The organism is Kitasatospora sp. NBC_01250, assembly GCF_036226465.1.
Classification (GTDB): Bacteria; Actinomycetota; Actinomycetes; order Streptomycetales; family Streptomycetaceae; genus Kitasatospora.
In genome coordinates, this window is record NZ_CP108476.1 from 7785838 (window position 1) to 7806446 (window position 20609).

18 protein-coding genes are annotated in these 20609 nt (G+C 73.9%); 6 read left to right on the top strand and 12 right to left on the bottom strand.

Annotated elements, in window-relative coordinates:
- Positions 1–33: 33 nt before the first annotated feature.
- The 4 genes from OG500_RS32925 (at position 34) to OG500_RS32940 (ending at position 5545) form a co-directional block, all read left to right on the top strand.
- On the top strand, positions 34–1284 hold the full coding sequence (locus OG500_RS32925) for a tetratricopeptide repeat protein (protein WP_329585502.1): 1251 nt from the start codon (positions 34–36) through the stop codon (positions 1282–1284).
- A gap of 218 nt (positions 1285–1502) precedes the next feature.
- Positions 1503–1610 (top strand): DUF397 domain-containing protein, encoded by a 108-nt coding sequence (locus OG500_RS32930; protein ID WP_329585504.1) that lies wholly within the window; start codon positions 1503–1505, stop codon positions 1608–1610.
- A 423-nt stretch (positions 1611–2033) separates the two neighbouring features.
- Positions 2034–3293 carry a hypothetical protein gene (locus OG500_RS32935; protein ID WP_327070489.1) on the top strand — a complete coding sequence of 420 codons (1260 nt, stop codon included), beginning with the start codon at positions 2034–2036 and terminating at the stop codon, positions 3291–3293.
- A gap of 17 nt (positions 3294–3310) precedes the next feature.
- Positions 3311–5545: a tetratricopeptide repeat protein gene (locus tag OG500_RS32940; protein ID WP_329585508.1), complete on the top strand. Its 2235-nt coding sequence runs from the start codon at positions 3311–3313 to the stop codon at positions 5543–5545.
- Positions 5546–5724: 179 nt separating this feature from the next.
- Here the strand turns inward: OG500_RS32940 and OG500_RS32945 are convergent, their stop codons facing one another.
- The 3 genes from OG500_RS32945 to OG500_RS32955 all read right to left on the bottom strand — a co-directional run bounded on the left by OG500_RS32945 (position 5725) and on the right by OG500_RS32955 (position 7902).
- Positions 5725–6339: a helix-turn-helix domain-containing protein gene (locus OG500_RS32945; protein ID WP_329585510.1), complete on the bottom strand. Its 615-nt coding sequence runs from the start codon at positions 6337–6339 to the stop codon at positions 5725–5727.
- A 232-nt stretch (positions 6340–6571) separates the two neighbouring features.
- Complete coding sequence (locus OG500_RS32950; protein WP_329585512.1) at positions 6572–7408, bottom strand: isocitrate lyase/PEP mutase family protein; 837 nt, start codon at positions 7406–7408, stop codon at positions 6572–6574.
- A 95-nt stretch (positions 7409–7503) separates the two neighbouring features.
- Positions 7504–7902 (bottom strand): hypothetical protein, encoded by a 399-nt coding sequence (locus tag OG500_RS32955; protein WP_329585513.1) that lies wholly within the window; start codon positions 7900–7902, stop codon positions 7504–7506.
- A 97-nt stretch (positions 7903–7999) separates the two neighbouring features.
- Between OG500_RS32955 and OG500_RS32960 the strand changes: the two genes are divergently transcribed.
- Positions 8000–8305, top strand: a complete 306-nt coding sequence (locus OG500_RS32960) for a hypothetical protein (RefSeq protein WP_329585516.1) — start codon at positions 8000–8002, stop codon at positions 8303–8305.
- A gap of 81 nt (positions 8306–8386) precedes the next feature.
- Here OG500_RS32960 and OG500_RS32965 read toward each other — a convergent pair whose 3' ends face one another.
- The 8 genes from OG500_RS32965 to OG500_RS33000 form a co-directional block, all read right to left on the bottom strand.
- On the bottom strand, positions 8387–8764 hold the full coding sequence (locus OG500_RS32965) for a nuclear transport factor 2 family protein (protein ID WP_327070494.1): 378 nt from the start codon (positions 8762–8764) through the stop codon (positions 8387–8389).
- A 138-nt stretch (positions 8765–8902) separates the two neighbouring features.
- Positions 8903–9589, bottom strand: a complete 687-nt coding sequence (locus OG500_RS32970; protein ID WP_329585518.1) for a formyltransferase family protein — start codon at positions 9587–9589, stop codon at positions 8903–8905.
- Positions 9586–12831, bottom strand: a complete 3246-nt coding sequence (locus tag OG500_RS32975) for a non-ribosomal peptide synthetase (protein ID WP_329585521.1) — start codon at positions 12829–12831, stop codon at positions 9586–9588. Before OG500_RS32975 ends, OG500_RS32970 begins: the two co-directional genes overlap by 4 nt.
- Before the next feature lie 101 nt (positions 12832–12932).
- Positions 12933–13976 carry an NAD-dependent epimerase/dehydratase family protein gene (locus OG500_RS32980; protein ID WP_329585524.1) on the bottom strand — a complete coding sequence of 348 codons (1044 nt, stop codon included), beginning with the start codon at positions 13974–13976 and terminating at the stop codon, positions 12933–12935.
- A complete protein-coding gene (locus OG500_RS32985; RefSeq protein WP_329585527.1) occupies positions 13973–16036 on the bottom strand; it encodes a fatty acid CoA ligase family protein in 2064 nt (687 codons plus the stop codon). The genes OG500_RS32980 and OG500_RS32985 overlap by 4 nt, the downstream gene beginning before the upstream one ends.
- Positions 16033–16956, bottom strand: a complete 924-nt coding sequence (locus tag OG500_RS32990; RefSeq protein ID WP_329585531.1) for a hypothetical protein — start codon at positions 16954–16956, stop codon at positions 16033–16035. Before OG500_RS32990 ends, OG500_RS32985 begins: the two co-directional genes overlap by 4 nt.
- A gap of 5 nt (positions 16957–16961) precedes the next feature.
- Positions 16962–18023 carry a 3-oxoacyl-ACP synthase III family protein gene (locus OG500_RS32995; protein WP_329585534.1) on the bottom strand — a complete coding sequence of 354 codons (1062 nt, stop codon included), beginning with the start codon at positions 18021–18023 and terminating at the stop codon, positions 16962–16964.
- A gap of 248 nt (positions 18024–18271) precedes the next feature.
- A complete protein-coding gene (locus tag OG500_RS33000; RefSeq protein WP_329585536.1) occupies positions 18272–19006 on the bottom strand; it encodes an alpha/beta fold hydrolase in 735 nt (244 codons plus the stop codon).
- A gap of 210 nt (positions 19007–19216) precedes the next feature.
- On the opposite strand from OG500_RS33000, the gene OG500_RS33005 reads away from it, so the two are divergent.
- Positions 19217–20176: an aminodeoxychorismate lyase gene (locus tag OG500_RS33005; protein WP_329585538.1), complete on the top strand. Its 960-nt coding sequence runs from the start codon at positions 19217–19219 to the stop codon at positions 20174–20176.
- Between the two features lie 19 nt (positions 20177–20195).
- Here the strand turns inward: OG500_RS33005 and OG500_RS33010 are convergent, their stop codons facing one another.
- Entirely contained in the window at positions 20196–20540 is a 345-nt protein-coding gene (locus tag OG500_RS33010) for a hypothetical protein (protein WP_327070503.1), read from the bottom strand.
- Positions 20541–20609 lie beyond the last annotated feature (69 nt).

Here is a 20609-nt window from a genome sequence, read left to right on the forward strand (position 1 = left end):
CAAGCCGAGCGGAACCGAGCGAGGGAGGGTCCAGTGCTCCAGCACCTCATCACACAAGACACCGGCCTGCGGATGGTTCCCACCGACCGGGACGAGTTGACCACCGCGGTCGACCAACTCCACGAGGAGCTGCGGGCCTTGCCCGAAGGGGCCGATCTCGCCCGGACTCGGGTCCTGACCAGGTGGATCGGCATCGGCGAGATGAGCCTGGGCAACCACGGCGAAGCCCGCACGTTCCTCCGGCAGTCGCTCGATCTGGCCGCAGCCATCGGCAACACCCGGGCCGTCGTCGCCACCGGGCTCAATCTCGGCGATGCACACCGGTATGCCGGCGACATTCATGCTGCGGACGCGCTCTACCGCCGCGCGCTGGACACCGCGCGAGGCCAGCACCCAGAACTCGTGGACTTCGCCCTCCAGCACTTCGGCAAGCACCTCACGGAGCAGGGCAACCTCGCTCCGGCCCGGGCCCACCTGGAAGAAGCGCTGCGCCTGCGGCTCGCCAAAGGTGAGCCAGAGCTGATCGACTCCACCAAGGCCGCACTCGACCGTGTCGCGCTGCTGATCGACCAGGCCAACGCCAAGGCATCAGCAGGAGACGGTGCGACACCGGGCCAGTGGAGTGGTCGGTGGACCTCATGGCTCCAGTCGCGCACCACGGCCCGGACACCGGCCCGGTGGGCAAAGGAGTTCCCCACTCTCCGGGACGCTGTGAGCGGGCTCACCGCACACCAGCGCGTGCACCCGCGCCACCTGCGCGATCAGTCGTTCCCCGCTGAGCTGATCGCCGCTATGGCGGAGGAGGCCGAGAAGGCCGTAGCCGCCGACGGATACCTCCACAACGGCAAGTGGAACGCGGCCGTTGGGAACGCCGCGAACCGCTTCGCCGGACAAGTCGATCTCGCCGCTGTCGTAGCGCGGTCCCCCGGTCTGGAGGTCGAGCAGCCGCACACTGCCGTCTACATCGCGTACCTGGAGGAAGGGCAGTTTCTCGACTTCCACGTTGACGAGTTCGGCTTCGGCGAGGCCAACCTGATCCTGTGCCTCAAGCACGGGCGCCCCACCGGTGCGCCCAGGGTCAGCACCACCGTCTTCATCAACGCCGACGGCTACCTCGAATGCGATCTCGCCGCAGGTGACTGCGTCGTATTCGATGGCGCGCTCACGCCGCACGGCCGGACGTCCCTCAGCGCCGGAGAGAGCGTCACCCTCATCAGCTTCGGTTTCCGCGCGCGTGCCCAGGCTCCGCGCACGATCACGCACCTCCCACCGGTCCCTGGGTAGTGCCGGTGTGTTCAGCCGATCTGAGACCCTGTCCCTGGACTCCGCCGGGGAGGCGCTGGACGGAGCGGGGCCGGAGCCCTCGCTGAATGGGAGGCGCCCGTGTGGGCGAGCAGCGGGCCTGAGCGTGAAGCCTTGATCAAGAAGCCTGTTCGGGCCGCGCGGCCGGTCGTCATCGGGCAGTACAAGGGGGCTGTGAACAAGGTTGATCCGACGCCGGCATGGTGGTTCAAGTCGATCCACAGGGGCCCGCGTTGGTCTTCGGGCCCGCGGCCTGGCGGACGTTCGTGACGGCGCTGCACGGTGGGGGGCTCTCCGGCGACTGCTGAGCCGTTCCGTGAACACCGATGGCTCCTCGGCCCGTTCGGGCCGAGGAGCCATCGTGGTGTCCGGCCCGGAACGGAGTTCTCGGCTTGCTCGCGGTCTGTTCTCAGTCTGTTCTGGATCACCGGATTGGGCTGGATCGGGTGCTAGAAATTGGCCTCGCCCCGGTTCCCGCTGCCGGTCGGGTGGTCGAGCGGCGTCGCGGGAGGAGTGCCGGGTCATTCCAAGTCGAGGGAGGTGGACCAGATGAAGAAGATCGCCATCCGGAAGGCCGGATCCGTGCGTCTCACCAGCGCGGTTGGCGCGCTGTACGGCGGCTGCGGCTGTCCTGCCTGATAGTTCGTCAGCTATCTGTGCCGGCGACGGGTCCGCGCTCTGTGCGGACCCGTCGCCGGTGGCCCACTGTCCTTCTTCCGCGCGGAGGAGCCATGCCAGACAGGCCTGCGGCGGTGGACCCCGGCGAGGTCCGGGGACCGGGAGCGCCGGAGCGGCCGCTCGCCTTCCACCCGCTCACCTTCCTGCCCGAGGGCGACGACGTGACCGTCGGGCGGCCGGACGAGGGGGAGTTCGTCGTGCTGCCGGCCGACGGCGCCGCGCTGCTGCGCCGGCTGGTCGACGGGCAGACCTGCTCGCAGGCCGCCCAGTGGTACCAGGAGACCTACGGGGAGTCGGTCGACATCGCGGACTTCGTCGCGGATCTCGGCGAGTTGGGCTTCCTGCGCGGGGCGGACGAGCCCGTCGCCCCGCCGCCCGCGCCGGTGCGCTGGAGCCGGCTGGGCCGGGCGGTCTTCTCCCCGGTCGGCGCGGTCGTCTACCTGGCCCTGATCGCGGGCTGGCTGGCCGCCATGGTGCGCACGCCCGCACTCGTGCCGAGCTACCACCACCTCTTCTTCACCCACTACATGTCGGTGCTGATGGTGACGATGTACCTCAGCCAGATGCCGCTGGTGCTGCTGCACGAGGCCGCGCACGCGCTGGCCGGCCGCAGGCTGGGGCTGCGCTCCCGGCTCTCGGTGGGGCGGCGGCTGTACTACCTCGTGTTCCTGACCGCACTGGACGGCCTGGTGGGGGTGCCGCGCCGCAAGCGCTTCCTGCCCATCCTGGCGGGCATCCTCACCGACATCGCCGTCCTCGCCGGGCTCACCCTGCTGGCCGCCGTGACCCGGCGCGGCGACGGTTCGTTCCCGCTCGTGGGCGCCTTCGCGCTCGCCCTGGCCTACCTGACGGTGCTGCGGCTGCTCTGGCAGTGCTGGTTCTTCCTGCAGACCGACGTGTACTACCTGGTGGTCACCGTCCTCGGCTGCGTCGACCTGCAGACGACCGCCAAGCAGCTGCTCGCCAACCGCTGGTGCGCGCTGCTCGGGCGCCCCGCCCGCTTCGACCCGGAGGTCTGGCACCCGCGCGACCGGTCGGTGGCCCGCTGGTACTCGGTGCTGATGGTGGCCGGTTACGCCTTCTGCCTGGGCACCCTGGCGTTCGGCCTGCTGCCCAGCGCCGTCCGGGTGTTCGCCACGGTGCTGGCCCGGCTCTCCGCGCACGGCTCGCACAGCGCCGCCGGGCTGACCGACAGCGTGCTGTTCCTGCTGCTGAGCGTCGGCGAAGTCGTGGTGGCAGGCGGCCTGTTCCTGCGCGAACGGCGGAGTCGGCGAGCTGCTTCGGCCGCGGCCACCGCCTCGTCCCCGTCCTGACGCTCCTGGAGGAGAACATGTCCGCCACTCGGCCCGCCGCACCGGACGCCGATCGACACCTGGCCCTGGTCGGAGCACGGCGACGCGACCGTGAGGCGTGCCGCGCCGCCCTCGCGCTGCCGCCGCTGCTGCTGCCCGTGATCGCGGCGCACCGCAGGCTGCGCGGCCCCTACACGGTGGCCGGCACCCTGCTGCGGGCCGTCGTCCCCGACGCGCTGGAGCGCCACCCGGAGCTGGTCGCCGCGCACGAGGTCGAACTCCTCACCGTCGCACCGGAACTGCGCGACCTGGTCCCCGCCACGCGCGAGACGCTGACCTCGCTGGCCGTGCCCGAGGAGCGCACCCGGTTCTACTCGCGCTGGCGGACCCTGCGGATCGCGCACGGGCTCATGGAGTTCCTGCGCGACCTGCTGGCCGTCGACGGGTTCGGTCCCCGCACGCTCGTCGTCGACGACCTGGACCGTGCCGACCCCACCGACCAGGAGTTCATGGCCGTCCTGCTGCGGCGGATGGATCCCGCGGTGCTGACCGTGGTGGTGCAGAGCACGGCCCGGCTGCTCGAACCGGTGCCCCGCGACCCGTGGGTGGAGCCGGGCACGCCTGCGGGCGAGGACCTGCCCGCGCTGCTGCGCGGCTGCCGGCGCGTCGAGGCGGTGCCGACGGAGCCGGCGTCGAGCGAGGCGGTGCCGGGCGGGCCGGCGTCGAGCGAGGCGGTGCCGGACGAGGCGGTGCCGGACGAGGCAGCGGCGGACGCTGCGGCGCTGCGAGCCCGTGCCGCACGCTACGTGACCGGGGACGCGACCGACGACGACCCCGGCGCACTCGACGCCTACCAGCGCCTCCCGCTGGACGAGCGCCGACGCCTGCACGACCAGCGCGCCGACGAGCTGGTCGCCGCCGCCGAGCCGTCGCTGGCGCTCGGCGCGATCCCGTACCACCGCGAGCACGGGAGCGACCCGGTCGGAACCGGCGCACCGGCGCTGGCGCACGCCATGGACACCTGCATGCTCCTCGGCTTCTACGACGCCACCATCGACTTCTGCGAGCGCGGTCGCGCGCTCGTCGACTGGGAGCAACGCCCGGACCTGTGGTGGCAGTTCACCAGCAAGATGCCCACCTCGCTGTCCGCGCTGGGGCGCGCCGAGGAGGCCGAGGCGATCTGCGACGAGGCCCGTGCGCAGACCACCAAGCCGGTGATCCACATCCAGTGCGCCTACGCGACCTCGATGCTCTACACCCGGCACCGCGAGCCCACCCGACGCGACCACCAGCGTGCCCTGGCCTGGATCAACGAGGCCATCGCGATGGCCTCGCTGCTGCCCGACCCCAGGCTGCGCGCCTTCAACACGGTCTTCCACCACAACGGGCTCGCGCTGATCGAGGGCCACCGGGGCCGGCCGCACGCCGCGCTGGAGCTCGTCACGGCGGGCCTGGCCGAGCTGGACCGCGAACTCGGCCCCGACGAGCACCACTTGCACCGCTCCGTGCTGCGGCACAACCGGGCGCAGGTGCTGACCGGGCTGGGCCGGCTGGACGAGGCGCTGGAGGAGTACCGGGCGGTGCTCGCCGTCGATCCGTCCTACCCGGAGTACCACTTCGACCTGGGCAACCTGCTGCGCCGGATGGGCCGGGAGCAGGAGGCGCTGGAGGCCTACGAACGGGCGCTGCGGCTGGGGCCGCCGTTCCCGGAGGTCTTCTACAACCGCGGTGACGTCAGGAACGCCGCGGGGGATGTCGAGGGCGCCCTCGCCGACTTCGGCTACGTCCTCGAACTGGACCCCGGCTTCGTGGACGCCTACGTCAACCGGGCCGGTATCCGGTTGGACCTGGAGGACGTGGACGGTGCCGAGCGCGACGCGCTGGCGGGCCTGAAGCGCGAGCCGGGCAACGCGTACCTGCGGGCCGTGCTCGGTCACGTGCACGCCGCCCGCGAGGAGCACACGGCGGCCCGGGAGGCGTTCGACCGGGCGCTCGCGGCCGACCCCGACCTGGTCGCGGCGCTCTGCGGCCGGGCCGCCGTGGCACACCAGCTGGGTGACGCCGACACCGCGCTCGCCGATCTGCGGCACGCGGTGGAGCTGGCGCCGGACGATCCCGGCGTGCGTTACAACCACGCGTTCGCGCTGCGCAGCGCCGGCCGCTGGGACGCCGCGCTCGCCGAGCTGGACATCGCCGCCGAACTGCTGCCCGACGATCCGGACGTGCTCGCGGCCCGCGAGGAGTGCCGGGCCGAGGCCGCGGCCGGACGATGACCCGTCGGCGGCGCGGGAGCGATGCTCCGGTGCCGCCGACGCCACCGTGCGGCCGGGCTCTGCCGGGCCCGGCCGCACGGGCCAACGGTCCCCGGGGACGTGCGGGGACGTACAGGAACGTGCGGGGACGTGCGGGGACGTGCGGGACCTGCAGCGACCCGCGGGGACGTCCGGCGAGGTCAGCGGGGGCGGCGCGGCCAGGACCGGCCCGCGCGCAGGGTGCGCGCCAGACATCGCCCGGTTCTTCTCAGGTACGGGAGCAGGCCGTGGACGGCGTCGCCGAAGCGAGTGCCGCCGGTCGGCAACGGCCGCGCAGGCGCCACCACCGGCGCCACTGCCAGCGCCGGTGACGGCGACGGTGAGGCCGACGGCGACGGCGACGGCGATGGCGTCGGCGAGGGCCCGGCCGAGCTGGCGGCGGCGAACCGCGCGGTGAGCCGCACGGCCCGCTCGCGCAGCGCCCGCCGGCGCAGGGCCATCAAGGAGTCCGGCGGCACGTCGAAGTGCTCCTCGTAGCAGCGGATCAGCGACTCGGAGGGAAACCGCCGGGCCTTCTCGACGTCGGCGAACACGCTGTGCGCGCTGTACCCCATCAGCTTCGCCAGGGCTCTGAGGGACAGTCCGCCCTCCGCCCGTAACCGGTACAGTGCCAGACCCAACTCACGCTCCGCGTCGGTCAGTTCCGTGATCGCCTGCACGCTGCACGAGCCGGCCCGGTCGACCGTCTCCGGCGCCGGCCGGTGGTTCGTCCGCACGGCCACCGCGCCGTCCGTCCAGGCGAGCGCACCATCCACTCGGGTGTTCCTCGGGTTCCACGCCATCGAGTCGATCACTCCTTGCGGCCCGGTCCCGCACGCTGTGTGCAGGGGTAGCTCATGATGGGCCAACAACCGGCAGCGGAACACCTCTTGGACGATGAGTTCGCCATGATTGCCCGCATCGCTGCCGGTCCTTCTCGCCGCTCGCGAACGCACGAGCCCGTGCCGGGCCGCCGGACGGCCGTTCGGGTGGCTGGAGCCGTCGGCGCTACCGGGGGGCGTGCATGAGGGAGTTGAGATCCTGGTAGGCGATCGGCTCGGCGAGCGCGGTGTAGGTGCCCGCGCCGAACAGCTCCTCGGCGGCGCGGCGGGCGACCGCGTAGGCGGCCTCGGCGACCGAGGAGCCGAGGCTGACCCGGGCCGCGCCGAGCCGGCCGAGCTCGGCGACGGTGGGGGCTCCCGGGCCGGCCAGCACGTTGAGCGGGACCGCCAGGCCGCCGGCCAGGGCCGTGACGGTCCGCGGGTCGGTGACGCCGGGAACGAAGACGCCGTCGGCGCCCGCCGCGACATAGGCCGTGGCCCGGTCCAGGGTCTCGCGCAGCCGGGTGGCGGGGTCGCCGACGGCGCACAGGTAGGTGTCGACGCGCGCGTTGACGAAGAGCGGGATCCCGGCCGCGTCGGCGGCGGCCCGGGCGGCGGCGATCCGCTCGCACTGGTCGGCGACGGCGCGCAGCGGGCTGTCGCCGAAGTGGTGGGCGTCCTCCAGGTTGACGCCCACGGCCCCGGCGGCCAGTACGCCGGCGACGGTCTCGGCCACGCCGTCCGCGGTGTCCGCGTAGCCGTTCTCGATGTCGGCCGTCACCGGGACCCGGACCGCGGACGTGACCCGGGCGATCAGGTCGAGGGCCTGGTCGCGGCCGAGCCGGCCGCCGTCGGCGGCGCCCAGCCCCCAGCAGACCCCGGCGCTGGTGGTGGCGATCGCGCGGGCTCCGGCGGCTTCGACCAGCCGGGCGCTGGCCGCGTCCCAGACGTTGGCGAGGGCCAGCACCTGGTCACCGGCGTGCAGGGAGCGGAAGAGGACGGCCTTGTCGTGCAGGTTTGTCATGACGCCAGTTCAGCAGGTCGGGGCGGAGGCTGTCCGGCGGTTTTCCGACCCGACCGTGTGATGTGCGGGGGCGCTGCGCTGACCCGCCTACTCACCTACCCGCCCACCCGCCCACCCGCCCACCCGCCCACGGCGGCGGCCAGCCGGGCGGCGGCTTCGGTGAGGTCGGCGGGTTCGGCCGCGGCGGCGAAGCCGAGGCGCAGATGCGCGGCGGGTGGCTCGGCCGGGAAGTACTGGTGGCCGGGGTTGACGGTGATCCGGTGCGCCGGCGCCGCGTCCGCGACCTCCGCCTCCGTGAGGCCCGGCGGAAGGCGCAGCCACAGGTGCAGGCCGCCCTCGGGCAGGCGCAGGAGCGTCCAGTCGGGCAGCTCGCGGGCCAGGGCGTCGGCCAGGACGGTGCAGCGGTGCTGCAGCGCGGTGGCGACCCTCGGCGCCGTCTTCGCGACCGCTTCCGTCGGCGGCCTGATCGGCGCGCTGATCTCGCGGAAGGTCATCGCGCGGTTCCCGCTCAGGCGGGTCTACCTGGTCGCCCAGGCCGCCCTGCTGCTCGGCCCCGCCCTGATCCCCGCCGCCACCGGGCCACGACCGGTGATGACCGGGATCTTCGTGCTGTCCTTCTTCACCACCTACCTGGGCATCGGCGTGGCCGGGGTCGTCATCGTCAGCCTGCGCCAGGCCGTGACGCCGCAGTCGATGATGGGACGGATGACGGCGGCGTTCCGGACCCTGCTGTTCGGCGGCGGCGCGCTGGGCGGTCTGTCCGCCGGCCCACCGGACGCCCCCGGACAGGCCCTGAGGCCCGACCGTCGAATCGGTGCGGGCCTCAGGGCGGCACGGCCGGGCGTCAGAAGGTCGGCGCGTACGGGCGCATCATCTCGTTGCCCTCGTGGTCGATGATGTGGCTGGGCCAGACCTGGCCCGGACCCTCGGTGGGGTCGAACGGGAAGTTCAGGAGAAGGACAGCGACAGGAGGACGACTCAGGAGGCGAACGGCTCGATCTCGCCCGCAAAGACGATGACCTGGTCGATGAGGCTCCGCCGCAGATGGACGACATCCGTTCCCGCCAGGCGGGGGCCTCCATCCGGCATGGTGAAGACCCACCGGTACCGGGCCCACTCGTCAGGCATGTCCACCTCTGAGCAGCGCACCATCCTGCCGGTCCCCGCCGGGTGGTGCCGGATGTCCAGCACGAACCGCTCGACCGCCGCGATGCCTTCGCTGCGGCCCAACGGCCCCCAGAAGACCACGTCCGAGGTCAGGGCCTGGGAGAGCAGGGCAGTCACATAGCTGTCGTCCGAGGCGTTGAACGCGGAGATGAACGTGTCGATCGCGGAGCGAGCGGTCTCTTCCTGCATGCCCCAGCGTAACAGCCGTTTCGCGTGCGCTCGTCCCGCGGGCCGCCTTCCGATCACGGTGGACCATCCCGGTCACAGCACCAGCAGTCCGCCGTCGGTGCCGATCTGCCGGAACGCCACGACGCAGGGGGCAGGGGGTCAGGGGCTCGGGGCGCTCAGGGCCGTGACGAGTTCGGGGACGAAGGGGGCGGCGACGCCGACGTCGGTGGCACGGGGGTAGGCGGGATGGGCGGCGTGGGCGGGGAGTTCGCGCAGGGACCTGCGGCCGTAGTAGGCGCCGGGGAGGGGGGTGCGGGGCAGCGGCGGCTCGGGCGGGTGGCCGGCGGCGATGGCGGGCAGGGTGCGCTGGAAGAGCTGGTGGCAGGCCTGGATGCCGCGGAGCAGGACCTGGTGGTAGCGGGCATCGGGGGCGATCGGGAAGGGCTGCTCGGCCAGTACCTGGCCGGTGTCGATGCCCGCGTCGACCTGGTGGAGGGTGGCGCCGTACTCGGCGTGGCCCTGCAGCAGGGCGTAGGCGATGGCGGCCGAGGGCAGGCCGCGGTGCTGCGGGAGCAGGCCGTTGTGGATGTTGTAGATCCGCAGGCCGGAGTCGAGCACGGGCGCGCGGAAGATCATCCAGTTGTTGATCGACCAGACCACGCCGTCGGTGCAGCGGGCGGTCAGTTGCTCCGCTTCGGTGTTGACGTCGGTGGTCACCAGGTGGGGGACCCCGCCCGCGGGGGCGTCGGCCGGGTCGTTGGTGACCACCAGGTCGACCCGGTGGCCGGTGGCCAGCGCATGGGTGGTGGCCCGCTTGAGCAGCGCGCCGCTTCCGACGAGGATCACGCCGACGCTCCGGTGGCCTGGCGCGGGGCGGTCCGCCGGGCGCGGTGGATCGCATCACCGACCCGCTGGATGGTCAACTCGGCGAGGTGGTCGCGCAGGTCGGTGGTGAACAGGCTCGCCTGCGGGGCGGTGAGCAGCTCGTCGGCGATGGTGGAGAGCATCTCCAGGACCGCGAGCGAATCGCCGCCCAGCTCCTGGAAGTCGGAGTCGGGGCCGAGCCGGGCCCGGTCGGTGCCGAGCATCCGGGACCACAGTGCGGTCAACCGGTCCGTGACGTCCGACTGCTCCGGTTCGGCGGCCTCGGCGGGCCCGGCGGCTTCGGCGGTGGGCGGGGTTGAGTCGGAGGGCTCGTCGGCGGAGGCGTCGGCGGACGGATCGGCCTCCCCGGCGAACGGATCCGGCAGGGCGGCGAAGTCCGTCTTCCCGCTGACCGTGCTGGGGAGTTCGGCGACCACCAGCACGACCGCGGGCACCAGGTGGGCGGGCAGCAGCTCGGCGGTGAACTCGCGCAGGATGGCGGGGAGTTCGGCCTCGCTGTGGGCCTCGCTCTGGTCCGTGGCGGGCAGTACGTACGCGCACAGTGCCACCGAGCCACCGGAGCGGGTGCGGGCCACCACGCCGGCCCGGCGCACGGCCGGGTGGCGCTCCAGGACGGCCTGGACCTCGGCGGGTTCGATCCGGTGGCCGGCGATCTTCACCTGGTCGTCGTTGCGGCCGATGAACTCCAGTGCGCCGCCCGGCAGTCGGCGGGCCAGGTCGCCCGTGCGGTAGCGGCGCAGCTGGTCGGCGCCGACCGGGAACCGCTCGGCGTCCAGGTCCGGACGGCCGAGGTAGCCGCGCGCCAACTGGAGCCCGGAGACCAGGATCTCGCCCACCGCGCCGGTGCGCTCGGGGCCGATCGGCTGCTCCTCGCCGTCGACCAGCTCGACGAGCTCGACCTGCGCGAACGGGCCGGGGAGCCCGATCGGCACGACCGGTCCGCTCTCGCTGCCGTCGAGGACGTGGGCCAGGCAGATCACCGTCGCCTCGGTGGGGCCGTACCCGTTGATGATCCGGGTGTCGGGTCCGACCCGGCGCCGGGCCCGGTCGGCGGCGGCCCGGGTGAACTGCTCGCCGACGGCCATCAGGGTGCGCACACCGGTGAGTTCGAGGTCGTAGTGCTCGATCAGCTCCAGGTGGGAGGGGGTGATCGCGAACGTGTCGGGCCGGTGCCGGGTCACCAGCTCGTGCAGCGCGGGGCGGCTCGGCTCGTCGGGGACGAGCACGATCGTGCCGCCGTGCAGCAGCGGCAGGAAGATCGGGAAGGCGGAGACGTCGAAGGAGTACGAGCCGAGGAAGGCGAACCGGGTGTCCGCGTCGATCCCGCACAGCTCGGTGGCCCACTGGGCGAAGGCGGCCAGACTGCGGTGCTCGATCTGGACGCCCTTGGGGCGACCGGTGGAGCCCGAGGTGTAGATCACGTAGGCGAGCTGCGCCGGATCGATCGCGGGGGCGGTGGTGGGGGCAGCGGCCTCGGTCGCGGCCGTCAGGATGGACTCGACGGCCAGGACGTGTGTGTCGGTGGCGGCGGTGAGCCGGTGCTCAAGATGACGCTCCGTCAGGCAGGCGACCGCACCCGCCTCCTGGAGCACGTCGGCGATCCGGGCGTCCGGGTGTCGCGGGTCCAGCGGGAGGTAGCAGGCCCCGGCCTTGAGGATGCCCCAGAGTGCGGCCAGGCCGGCCGGGGAGCGCTCGACGAGCAGCCCGACCACGGCCGCCCGCGCGGTGCCGCGGCGCAGCAGCTCCGCGGCCACCGCGTCCGAGCGGCGGTCCAGCTCGGCGTAGCTGACCGGGCCGGCGGGGCCGTCGAGCGCGACGGCCTGCGGCGTCCGGGCCGCCTGCGCGCGGAACAGCTCGACCACGGTGGCGTCGGGTGCGGCGGCGGGGGGAGTGGCGGTCCTGGCTGCGGGCGTGGCGGCTTCAGGTGCGGTGGCGTCGGGAGCGGTGCGGCGGGCGGCCGCGGCGGGCGCCGACCCGGTGATCGTCGCGGCCAGCCGGTCCATCAGCTCGTCGGCGCGCTCGGCGAGGTCGCGGTCGGGCCCCTGGCAGCTCACGGTGACTTCGGTGCGGTCCGCCAGCTCGACCGCCGCGCAGGAGACCGGCACCAGTGGCGCGTGCACCGGCAGCAGGTAGAGCGAGCGCGCGGTGAAGCCGCCGCCCGAGTAGTGCGACAGCTCGGCCCGGCCCAGGTGGGAGACGATCGCCGAGGCCATGTGCCGGTCCCGGCGCGACGCCACCGCCTGGCCCGCGCGCAGCAATTCGGTGGCCACCGGCAACGGCAGCCGGGCCAGGCCGCTCTCGAAGCCGCCGGACAGCTCGCGGTGCTCGGCGAGGGCGCCGAGCAGCTCCGCGTGGGCGGTGCGCCAGTCACCGCCGCGGGGCAGGTCCAGGAAGACGGGCAGGCTCAGGTTGCCGGTGGCCGCGGCTCCGGTGGCGATGTGGCGGCGCAGGTCGACCGGCACCATCAGCCGGGCCCGGGGCGCGCCCGTGGCATCGGCGAACGCCTGGGCCAGCCGGGCGGTGAGCGAGCGGTGCCGGCCGGGCAGCGTGCGCCGCCGCCACACCGCGCCGGGGCGCCCGGCGGCGGCCCCCTGGAGGGGCCCCAGCGGCGAGGGCTGGTCGAGCAGCAGGGCGGGGCGCCGCCCGGTGGCGCCGACCTCCGCGAGCAGCCGCTGGTCGGTCAGCGGCGAGCGGGCGGGCCTGGGCTGCTCGCCGCGCAGCGCCCGGAACACCTCCTGCACCCACAGCTGCGCGCCGTGCCCATCCATCACGGCATGGCTGACCCGGAAGAGCAGCGCACTGGGCCGATCCGCCGCGCCGGGCAGCAGCACGACCTCGCAGCCGACCCCTGCCTCCGCGTCCAGCGGCTCGGCCAGGACCGCGGTGCCGGTGCGCAGTTCGGCATCCGGCGCGCTGCCGGGCGCGGCCACCAGGACCTGCGGCGGGCGGCCGGAGTCGACCCAGTGGCGGCCCCGGCGCACCAGCCGCGAGCCGGGGCAGGCCACGGCGGCCTGCGCCACCGCCGCACGCAGTGCCTGCGGGGTCGGCTCGCTTCCGGGGTCTCCCTCGACGACCAACTGCTGCACCATGGCCCGACCCAGCCGCTGGGCGGCGAGGTAGAACCACTCGGGCGGCGACACCGGACGCCGGAAGACCGCCTCCCGCTGCGAACGGCCGCTCGGTGTCGTGTCGTTGGAAGCCATCAGAGCCTTTCCGGCCGTTCTCGCCGGCCACGGGATGTCGTGCGGTGCCACCGGGTGTTCCGGGTGTTGCGGGAGTTTCAGCCGCTCAGCCGCTCAGCCGCTCAGTGGCCCGGCCGGGCGAACTCCTCGGCGCCGCCGATCGATTGGACCCACTCCAGCAGCCGGGCCAGACCGGTCTCCTGGTCCGTCACGGGAACGTAGCCGAAGTCCCGTTCGGCCGCCGCCGTGCGGTAGGTGGTGGAGCGGGTGAGCAGCGCCACCGTGTAGCGGCTCAGCGGACGCTGCCGGCTCGCCGCCAACGGCGGGATCAGCCAGAGCAGTTCGATCGCCTCCACCAGGGCGTCGCGGACCAGCGGCGGGATCCGCCGGGTCGGCGGCCGGCCGCCGAACAGGCCGGCCAGTGTGGCCAGGAAGGCCCACAGGTCGGTCTGCTCCTGGTCGGCGATGAAGTACGCCCGTCCGCCGACCCGTTCGGCCGGGGCCTCGGCGGCCCGCAGCGCGGCCTCGACCGCGTTGTCGCAGTGGCACAGCGACACCAGCACCCGCTTGCCGCCGGACAGGTCGGGCAGGTTGCCGGTGAGCATCTTGCCCACCATCCGCGGCACGAAGCCGGAGTGGTCGCGCGGACCCCAGATGCCACGCGGGCGCAGCGAGAGGGTGGTGAAGCCGGGCCGGTCGGCGGCCAGCACCCGCCGCTCGGCGATGGCCTTGGTCTCCGAGTAGAGGTTGTGCCAGCGGTCGGGGTAGGGGGTGGACTCGTCGATGTCCAGCCGGTCCCCGTCGGAGCGTCCCATCAGTGCGCTGGGGCTGCTGATGAAGACGAACCGCTGCGCGCCGGCCTGCCGGGCCGCCGTCAGCAGCCGGGTGGTGCCGCCGATGTTCTCCTCGGTGAACTGGGCCCGGGTGCCGTGCTCCTCCACCCGCGCGGCACTGTGGTGCACCACGTCCACGCCCTTGACCGCCTCGCGCAGCGAGTCGGCGTCGCCCAGGTCGCCGTAGGCGAGTTCCACGTCGGGCAGGGTGGCGAGGTAGGAGAGGTCGCTGGTCGGGCGGACCAGGGCACGCACCTCGTGCCCGGCCCGCAGCGCGCCGTCGACCAGGTGGCCGCCGAGGAAGCCGGAGGCACCGGTCACCAGGACCTTCATCGGGCCGCCTCCCTCGTGCCGCCGGGCGTCGCGGGCGTGCCGCCGGGCGTCGCGGGCGACCGGCCGCGTCGGCCCTGGCGCGGGGTGCCCGGTGCCGGCAGCTGCTTCCACCAGGTGGCGCCGTAGAGCATGGTGAGCGCCCCGGTGGCCCATGGCCCGTATCCGGCCGCCCGTCCCTTGGGCAGCGCCGGCGGGATCTGGGCGGCGTGCACCACCACGCTCAGGAAGGCGTCGGTCCACCACAGGGCCTTCAGGGCCGTCCGGTCGACCGGGTGGACCACCCCGGCCGCCAGGTAGGCCCAGCCGGCCAGCGGGACGGCCCGCAGGGCCCAGATCCGGGCGCGGTCGGGGTGCAACTGCCGTCCGGCCCAGCGGGCCAGCTGCTCGCGCCCGATCTTGGCGTTGTGCCGGATGTCCACCGGGAAGCCGGGGTGGCGCAGGAAGACGTCCAGCGCGGCCGTCTGCGGCACGCCCTCGGCCAGCGAGCGCAACTCCGGTACCAGCGCGATCCACTGGTCGTCGGTGACGCCGTCCTCGGTCTCCACGCAGACCACCGGCCGCTGCGCGCCCGGCTCGCCGACGCCGACCAGCGCGGTGCGCCGCACCAGTGGATGGGCGTTGAACACGCCCTCGCAGCGCACGGTGTGCAGGTCGCCGGTGGCGGTGCGGACCCGCTGGGCCTTGCGCCCGCCGAACCACAGGCGGCCCTCGTCGTCCAGGTGGCCGAGGTCGCCGGTGCGGTGCCAGACCAGGCCGGTGGCCTCGTCGCGGATCTTGTGCGAGGCGTCCGCCTTCGGGGCCGCGTGGTAGCCGGCGCTGACGGAGGCGCCGGCCACCACGATCTCGCCGACCGTCCCGTCCGCGACCTCGAGCTCCGCGTGCCACTCCGGCAGCGGTTCGTCCGATACCCGGACGATCCGCACCTCGGTCCCGGGCACCGGGCGCCCCACGCAGGTCCCGGCGCCGAGCTGGGCCCGGGCGGCGGTCTCGCCCAGGATCTCGGCGGACTCGATCGAGGTGATCGGCAGCGCCTCGGTGGCGCCGTAGGTCACGTGGATCGCGCTCTTCTCGTCGAGCACCTGCCGCAGTTCGGCGACCACCTGCGGCGGCACCGGGGCGCCGCCGGAGACCACGCTGCGCAGGTCGGGCAGTTCCGTTGCGCCACCCGGCTGCTGACGCTTCATCAGATAGCCGCCGAGCAGCCGCAGCAGGGCGGGCGAGGCGAACATGGTGGAGGTGCGGTGCTCGGTCATCGCCGCCACCAGCAGGGCCGGGTCGGCCTTGCCGACCTTGGCCGGCGCCACCGGCGCCAGCACCAGGGTGGAGCCGAAGAGCAGGTCGAGGACGCCGTAGAGCGGCAGCGTGACGAACGAGACCTCCTCGCGGTGGCGCCCGTGCGCGCTCTGCACCGCGCGGGCCATCGCCGCCATCATCTCGTGGGTGTACTCCACGCCCTTGGCGGGCCCGGTGCTGCCGGTGGTGAACCCGATCATCATCAGGTCCTCGCCGTGCACCGCGGGAGCCGCGGCGGGAGTCGCGGAGCGGCTCGTGAGCCGTCGGCCGCCGGTGCGCAGTTCGGTCAGGGTGCGGCCGCCCCAGCCCCACCGGCGGCCCAGCGTGACGTTGGTGCGGACCTGGGCGAAGGCGCGCCGGCCCAGCACCCGCACCGCGTGGGCCAGCGGCGGCCCGATGAACGCCTCGGCGCCCACCGCCCGGTAGCAGTGCAGCATCCGCCGGATGCCCATGCCGGGGTCCACCACGACCGGCACCGCGCCGTTGCGCAGCAGTGCGAAGAGCAGCGCGAACAGGTCCGGGCCGGGCTGGGCCATCAGCACCGTCTTGGTGCCGTGCTCGATCCCGAGCGCGGTGAAGGCGGCCGACAAGCGCTCGACGTCGGACTGCAGCTGACGGTAGGTCAGATGGCGGTAGCGGACGCTGCCGTCGGACTCGCGGCCGTCCGGGTAGCTGATCGCGGTCTTCTCGGGGAACGCCCGGGCGTTGCGCGCCAGTTGCTCGGCGAGGCCGAGGTCGGCGCTGACCGACTCCTGGGTGGTGCTCAACTGGCGTCCTGCGGGCGGTAGCTGACGCAGGCGACGCTCGGTCCGGCGCCCGCGGCCAGGAACAGGAACTGGTCCACGCCGGCCGGCAGCCCCTGCTCGACGGCCTGCAGGTAGCCCAGGATCGGGGCGGCGGTGTGCGGCAGGCCGGTGGTGCCCTGCGGCAGCTCGGGGGTCAGCACCAGCGTGGCGGGCAGGCCCAGCCGTTCGGCGAGCCGGGCGCCGAAGTCCGCGGTGGGCCGGGAGGCGACCACCAGGGTGCGGTGCAGGTCGATCCCCTCGGCCCGCGCGTAGTCGGTCGCGGTCTCGGCGGCCAGGTCGAGCAGCTGGTCGGCGAAGCCCTCGTCGCGCCGGACGGCTATCCGGCCGCGCCCGGTGCTGCCCATGCCGGCGGTCGGCAGGTAGCCGGCGATGGCCGACGGCTGCTCGGAGCCGGCGAGCTGGACCCGTCCGAAGCCGCCCTCGGCCTGCGCCGAGCGCTCCAGCAGCAGCGCGGCGCCGAGGTCGGCGTACGGGTAGTCGGCGTCCAGCGCGGCGCGCCCGCCGGGGTGCACGTCGGCGGCGGTCACCAGGACCCGCTCGGTGCTGCCGGTGCTGAGCAGCGCCTGGGCGACCTGGATCGCGTTGAGCACGCCGCAGGCGCCGTTCATCAGGTCGAAGGAGAAGGCGGCGGCTCCCGGCACCCGGTGGGCCAGGTAGTCCAGGTTCATGCCCACCTCCTTCTGCACCAGGGCGGCGATGGCGGGTTCGAAGGTGTTGTTCTCGCGGTACACGCCGACGTTGATCAGCACGCCCACCGTGTCGGGGGACAACTGGGCCTCGGTCAGGCAGTCCTGGGCGGCGCGCCCGGCCAGGAGCACCGCGGAGGCGGCCTCGTCGGCCGGTGCGGTGGTGGTCGTGGCGGCCTTGATGACGGTGGTCATACGGGTCACACCCCCAGGTTGGTGATGGTTGCGGACAGGGCGCCGACGACGATTCCGGAGGCGGCCGGGACCATCAGGAACTTGGCCCCCTGGCGGGCGGTGCCCTCGGTCAGGTGCTTGTGCAGGACCAGGAAGTGCGAGGTGGTGGCGGTGTTGCCGAACACCTCGCAGCCGGTGAGGGATTCGGGGGTGTCGGTGCCGAACTCCTTGGCCCCGGTGGCGTTCATGAACTCCACGAAGCGGGTGCCGACCTGGTGCTGGATCACGTAGTCGAACGCCTCGTCGGCGAACGTACGGCTCTGCTTGGCGAGTTGGTCCCCGTGGAAGGACGGCCACAGGCGCAGCCGGTCCTCCTTGTGCATCTTCTTGTTGTCGGTGTAGAGGGCGATGCCCTCGCTCCGGTCGCTGGGCATGCCCAGGCACAGGTGGGAGAACTCGGAGGAGGTCGTCAGGTCCACGTAGTGGATCCGGTCGGCCTCGTCCACCGAGCGGTCGAGCACCACGGCGACCGCCGAGTCGCCGACCGACAGCGAGGCGAACTGCGCGTCGTAGGAGTCGGCCATCTCGCGGGCGGCGGTCTGGGCGACCCGGGTGCACTGCTCGCCGCTGACCACCAGGCCGGTGCGCACCATCCCGGCCCGGATCATCCGGTCCAGCAGGTAGACGCCGGACATCATGCCGGCGCAGGCGTTGGACAGGTCGAAGTGGATCGCCCGCCGGGCGCCCAGCTCCTTGGCCAGCAGCCCGGCGAAGGAGGGCTCGAAGTAGAAGTCGTCGCCGTCCTTGAAACGGGTGATCGAGACCGAGATCACCACGTCCAGATCGGCCCCGTCGTAGCGGGAGTTGGTCAGCGCGTTGCGCGCCGCCTTGAGCGCCAGCCCGTAGGAGTCCTCGCCCGCCTCCGGGCGGGGGTCGTACACCCGCCGCTCGCGCACACCGGTGATCCGCTCCAGCGGCACGTCGGGGACGTTCACCACGGTGGCGACCAGCTCGGGTGTGGACTGGATCGTCGGTGGCAGGTACGCGCCAAGCGCTTCGAACCGGCTGTACCCCGCGTCGGACGTCATGGTCCCCTCCGTCTGTTGTCCGGGCTCGTCTGGTGATCGGGCCGGTCCGCATGCCGGTCCCGTTCGCTGGCCGGCCCCCGCGCATCCCGGCTCATGGCACGCCGAGGGCGGCCCCCCGACAGTCGATCACTCGGCGCGACCATCAAGCTACCCAGACGTGGACAAGGAAAGCGCTAATCCTTCACCGAAGTGACGCACCTCACGTGACTCGCGCGACTCACATGCCCCATCGTGCACATGAGGCGGCGTCAGTGATGGTCGACTGCCCCTGCTGCATCGTCTGATGCGTCGTCAGTCCGGAGCAGGTGGGCCGCGAGCTCGCGGGGCCGGCTGAGCGCGGCCAGGTGGCCGCCGGGGATCTCCTCGACGGTCAGGCCCAGCCGTTCGCGCGCCACCCGGCGTTGGAACGCCAGGGGCAGGAAGCGGTCCTCCCGGCCCTGGAGCACGCGGGTGGGCACCTCGGGCCAGCCGTCCAGCGGCCAGGGCTGGGCGAACAGCGCGGCCGGGGGCCCGCCGACCTCCTGCGCCAGGGCGTACTCGGTCAGCTCGTCCGGCACGTCGTGGAAGAAGTCGACCCGCAGGTCGAACTCCGCCTGCGGATCCCGGCCGGTGGCGGTGGCGTAGGCGGCCCTGGCCTGCGGCTGGCCGGTCCGCTCCCACCACTGCCCCGCCGTCTCGCCCGGCGCCGGGACCATGGCGTTCAGCAGGACCAACTCGGCGACGGGGAGCCGCTCGCAGACCAGCGGCGCGGAGAAGCCGGCGAGCGACTGGGCCACCAGGACCAGCGGGTCACAGCTCTGCTCTCCTCGCGACCGGTGGATCGCCGCGGTGATCGCGTCGGCGAAGGTGTCGAGGTCGGCGGCGGGGTCGGCGGGCAGGTCGAGGGTGACCACCTGGTGCCCCCGCGCGCGCAGTTCGGGCACCAGCCGGTGCCAGTACCAGGCCCGGCCGTCGGCACCCGGCACGAGAACGTAGCTGGTCATCGTCGCCTCCGTGGCCCTGCGCGGCACCTGCCCGGTATCTGCGTGGTCGACTGCCACCGTACTCGGCGCCACCGACAGCGGGCGGGTGACACGTCGGGGCCGGCCGGTGCCCGGCGGGTCCGGTGCGGCGGGGCCGGCGGGGTGAACGGCGGCAGCGGTCACGGCTCGCCGCGATGGCGGCCGGCGCGGCCGGCGGGCAGGATGCCCGGTATGGAGAACAACGCCCGCGCCGCGGCCCCCGTGGCCCTCGACCAGTGCCCGCACCCGGACGACCAGCACGGCGCCGCGGTACCCGGCACCGACGTCCGTCCGTCCGCCGGCACCCTCGTGCGGCTGGACGGCACCATCGCGGACCGCACCCGACCCGCCCTGCGCGCCGACGACTTGGCCGCGCTGCGCGGCGACGGCGTGTTCGAGGCGCTGCTGGTCGCCGACGGCCGCCCCGTCCACCTCGACGCGCACCTCGACCGGCTGGCCCGGTCGGCCGCCGCGCTCGGCCTGCGCGCACCCGACCGGGCCGACTGGCGGCGCGCGTTGGCCGTCGGCACCGCCCACCACGGCACGGCCGGCGAGTCCTACGCCCGGCTGGTGCTGACCCGGGGCCCGGAGGGCACCGACCGGGAGACCGCGTACGTGCTCGTCGATCCCGTCCCGGACAGCACCCTGCGCGCGCGCCGCGACGGCGTCCGGGCACTGACCCTCACCCGCGGGACGGTGGTCGCCCCGCCCGGCCAGGCGCCCTGGCTGCTGAACGGCGCCAAGACGCTCTCCTACGCGGTCAACATGGCCGCCCAGCGCTGGGCCCGCGAGCACGAGGCGGACGACGCGATCTTCCTCGCCGAGGACGGCACGGTGCTGGAGGCACCGACCGCCGCCGTCCTGCTGGTCAGCGGCGGCCGGCTGGTCAGCCCCGCGCCCGAACTCGGCATCCTGCCCAGCATCACGCTCCAGGCCTTCTTCGCGGCGGCCGCCGCGGCGGGCTGGGCGTGCGAGTACGCGCGGCTGTCCGCCGGGGAGTTGCGCGCGGCCGAGGGCGTCTGGCTGCTCTCCAGCGTCCGCCTCGCGGCCCGGGTGCGCAGTCTCGACGGCGTGCCGTGCCCGCCGAGCCCGCACGAGGCGCAGATCGCGGACCTGGTGCGGGCGGTGGTGGCACCGGCCGCCGCCGGCTGACCGGGCGCTCGTCCCGCCGTCACTCGAAGGCGGTCTCCACCTGGTCGGCCGTCAGGGCCGCGCTGACCCGGCCGGCCAGCTGGGCCAGCGGCTCGCGACAGGACGGGGTCTGGCGCAGCAGCGCCGCGAGCTCCTGGGCCCAGAAGCCGAACAGCGCCCGCCGCACCGTGTCCGGGCTGGCGGCGGCCCGGACCAGCGCGGCGTTGCGGTCCAGCCGGTCCTCGAACGCACAGCGCTGCCCGCGCTCGGACCGGTGGAAGAGCCCGAGCGCGGCCTCTCTGGTGCCCTGCCACAGGTCGGTGGCCATCGCGGTGACCAGTGCCGCGGCGCCCGCCTCCGCCAGCAGGGTCAGTTCCTCCGTCATCAATGCTCCTAGGACTTGTCCGACAGTTCCCGCCGGACGAGCGTCCGGTGGCGCCCGTGTCGAGGACAA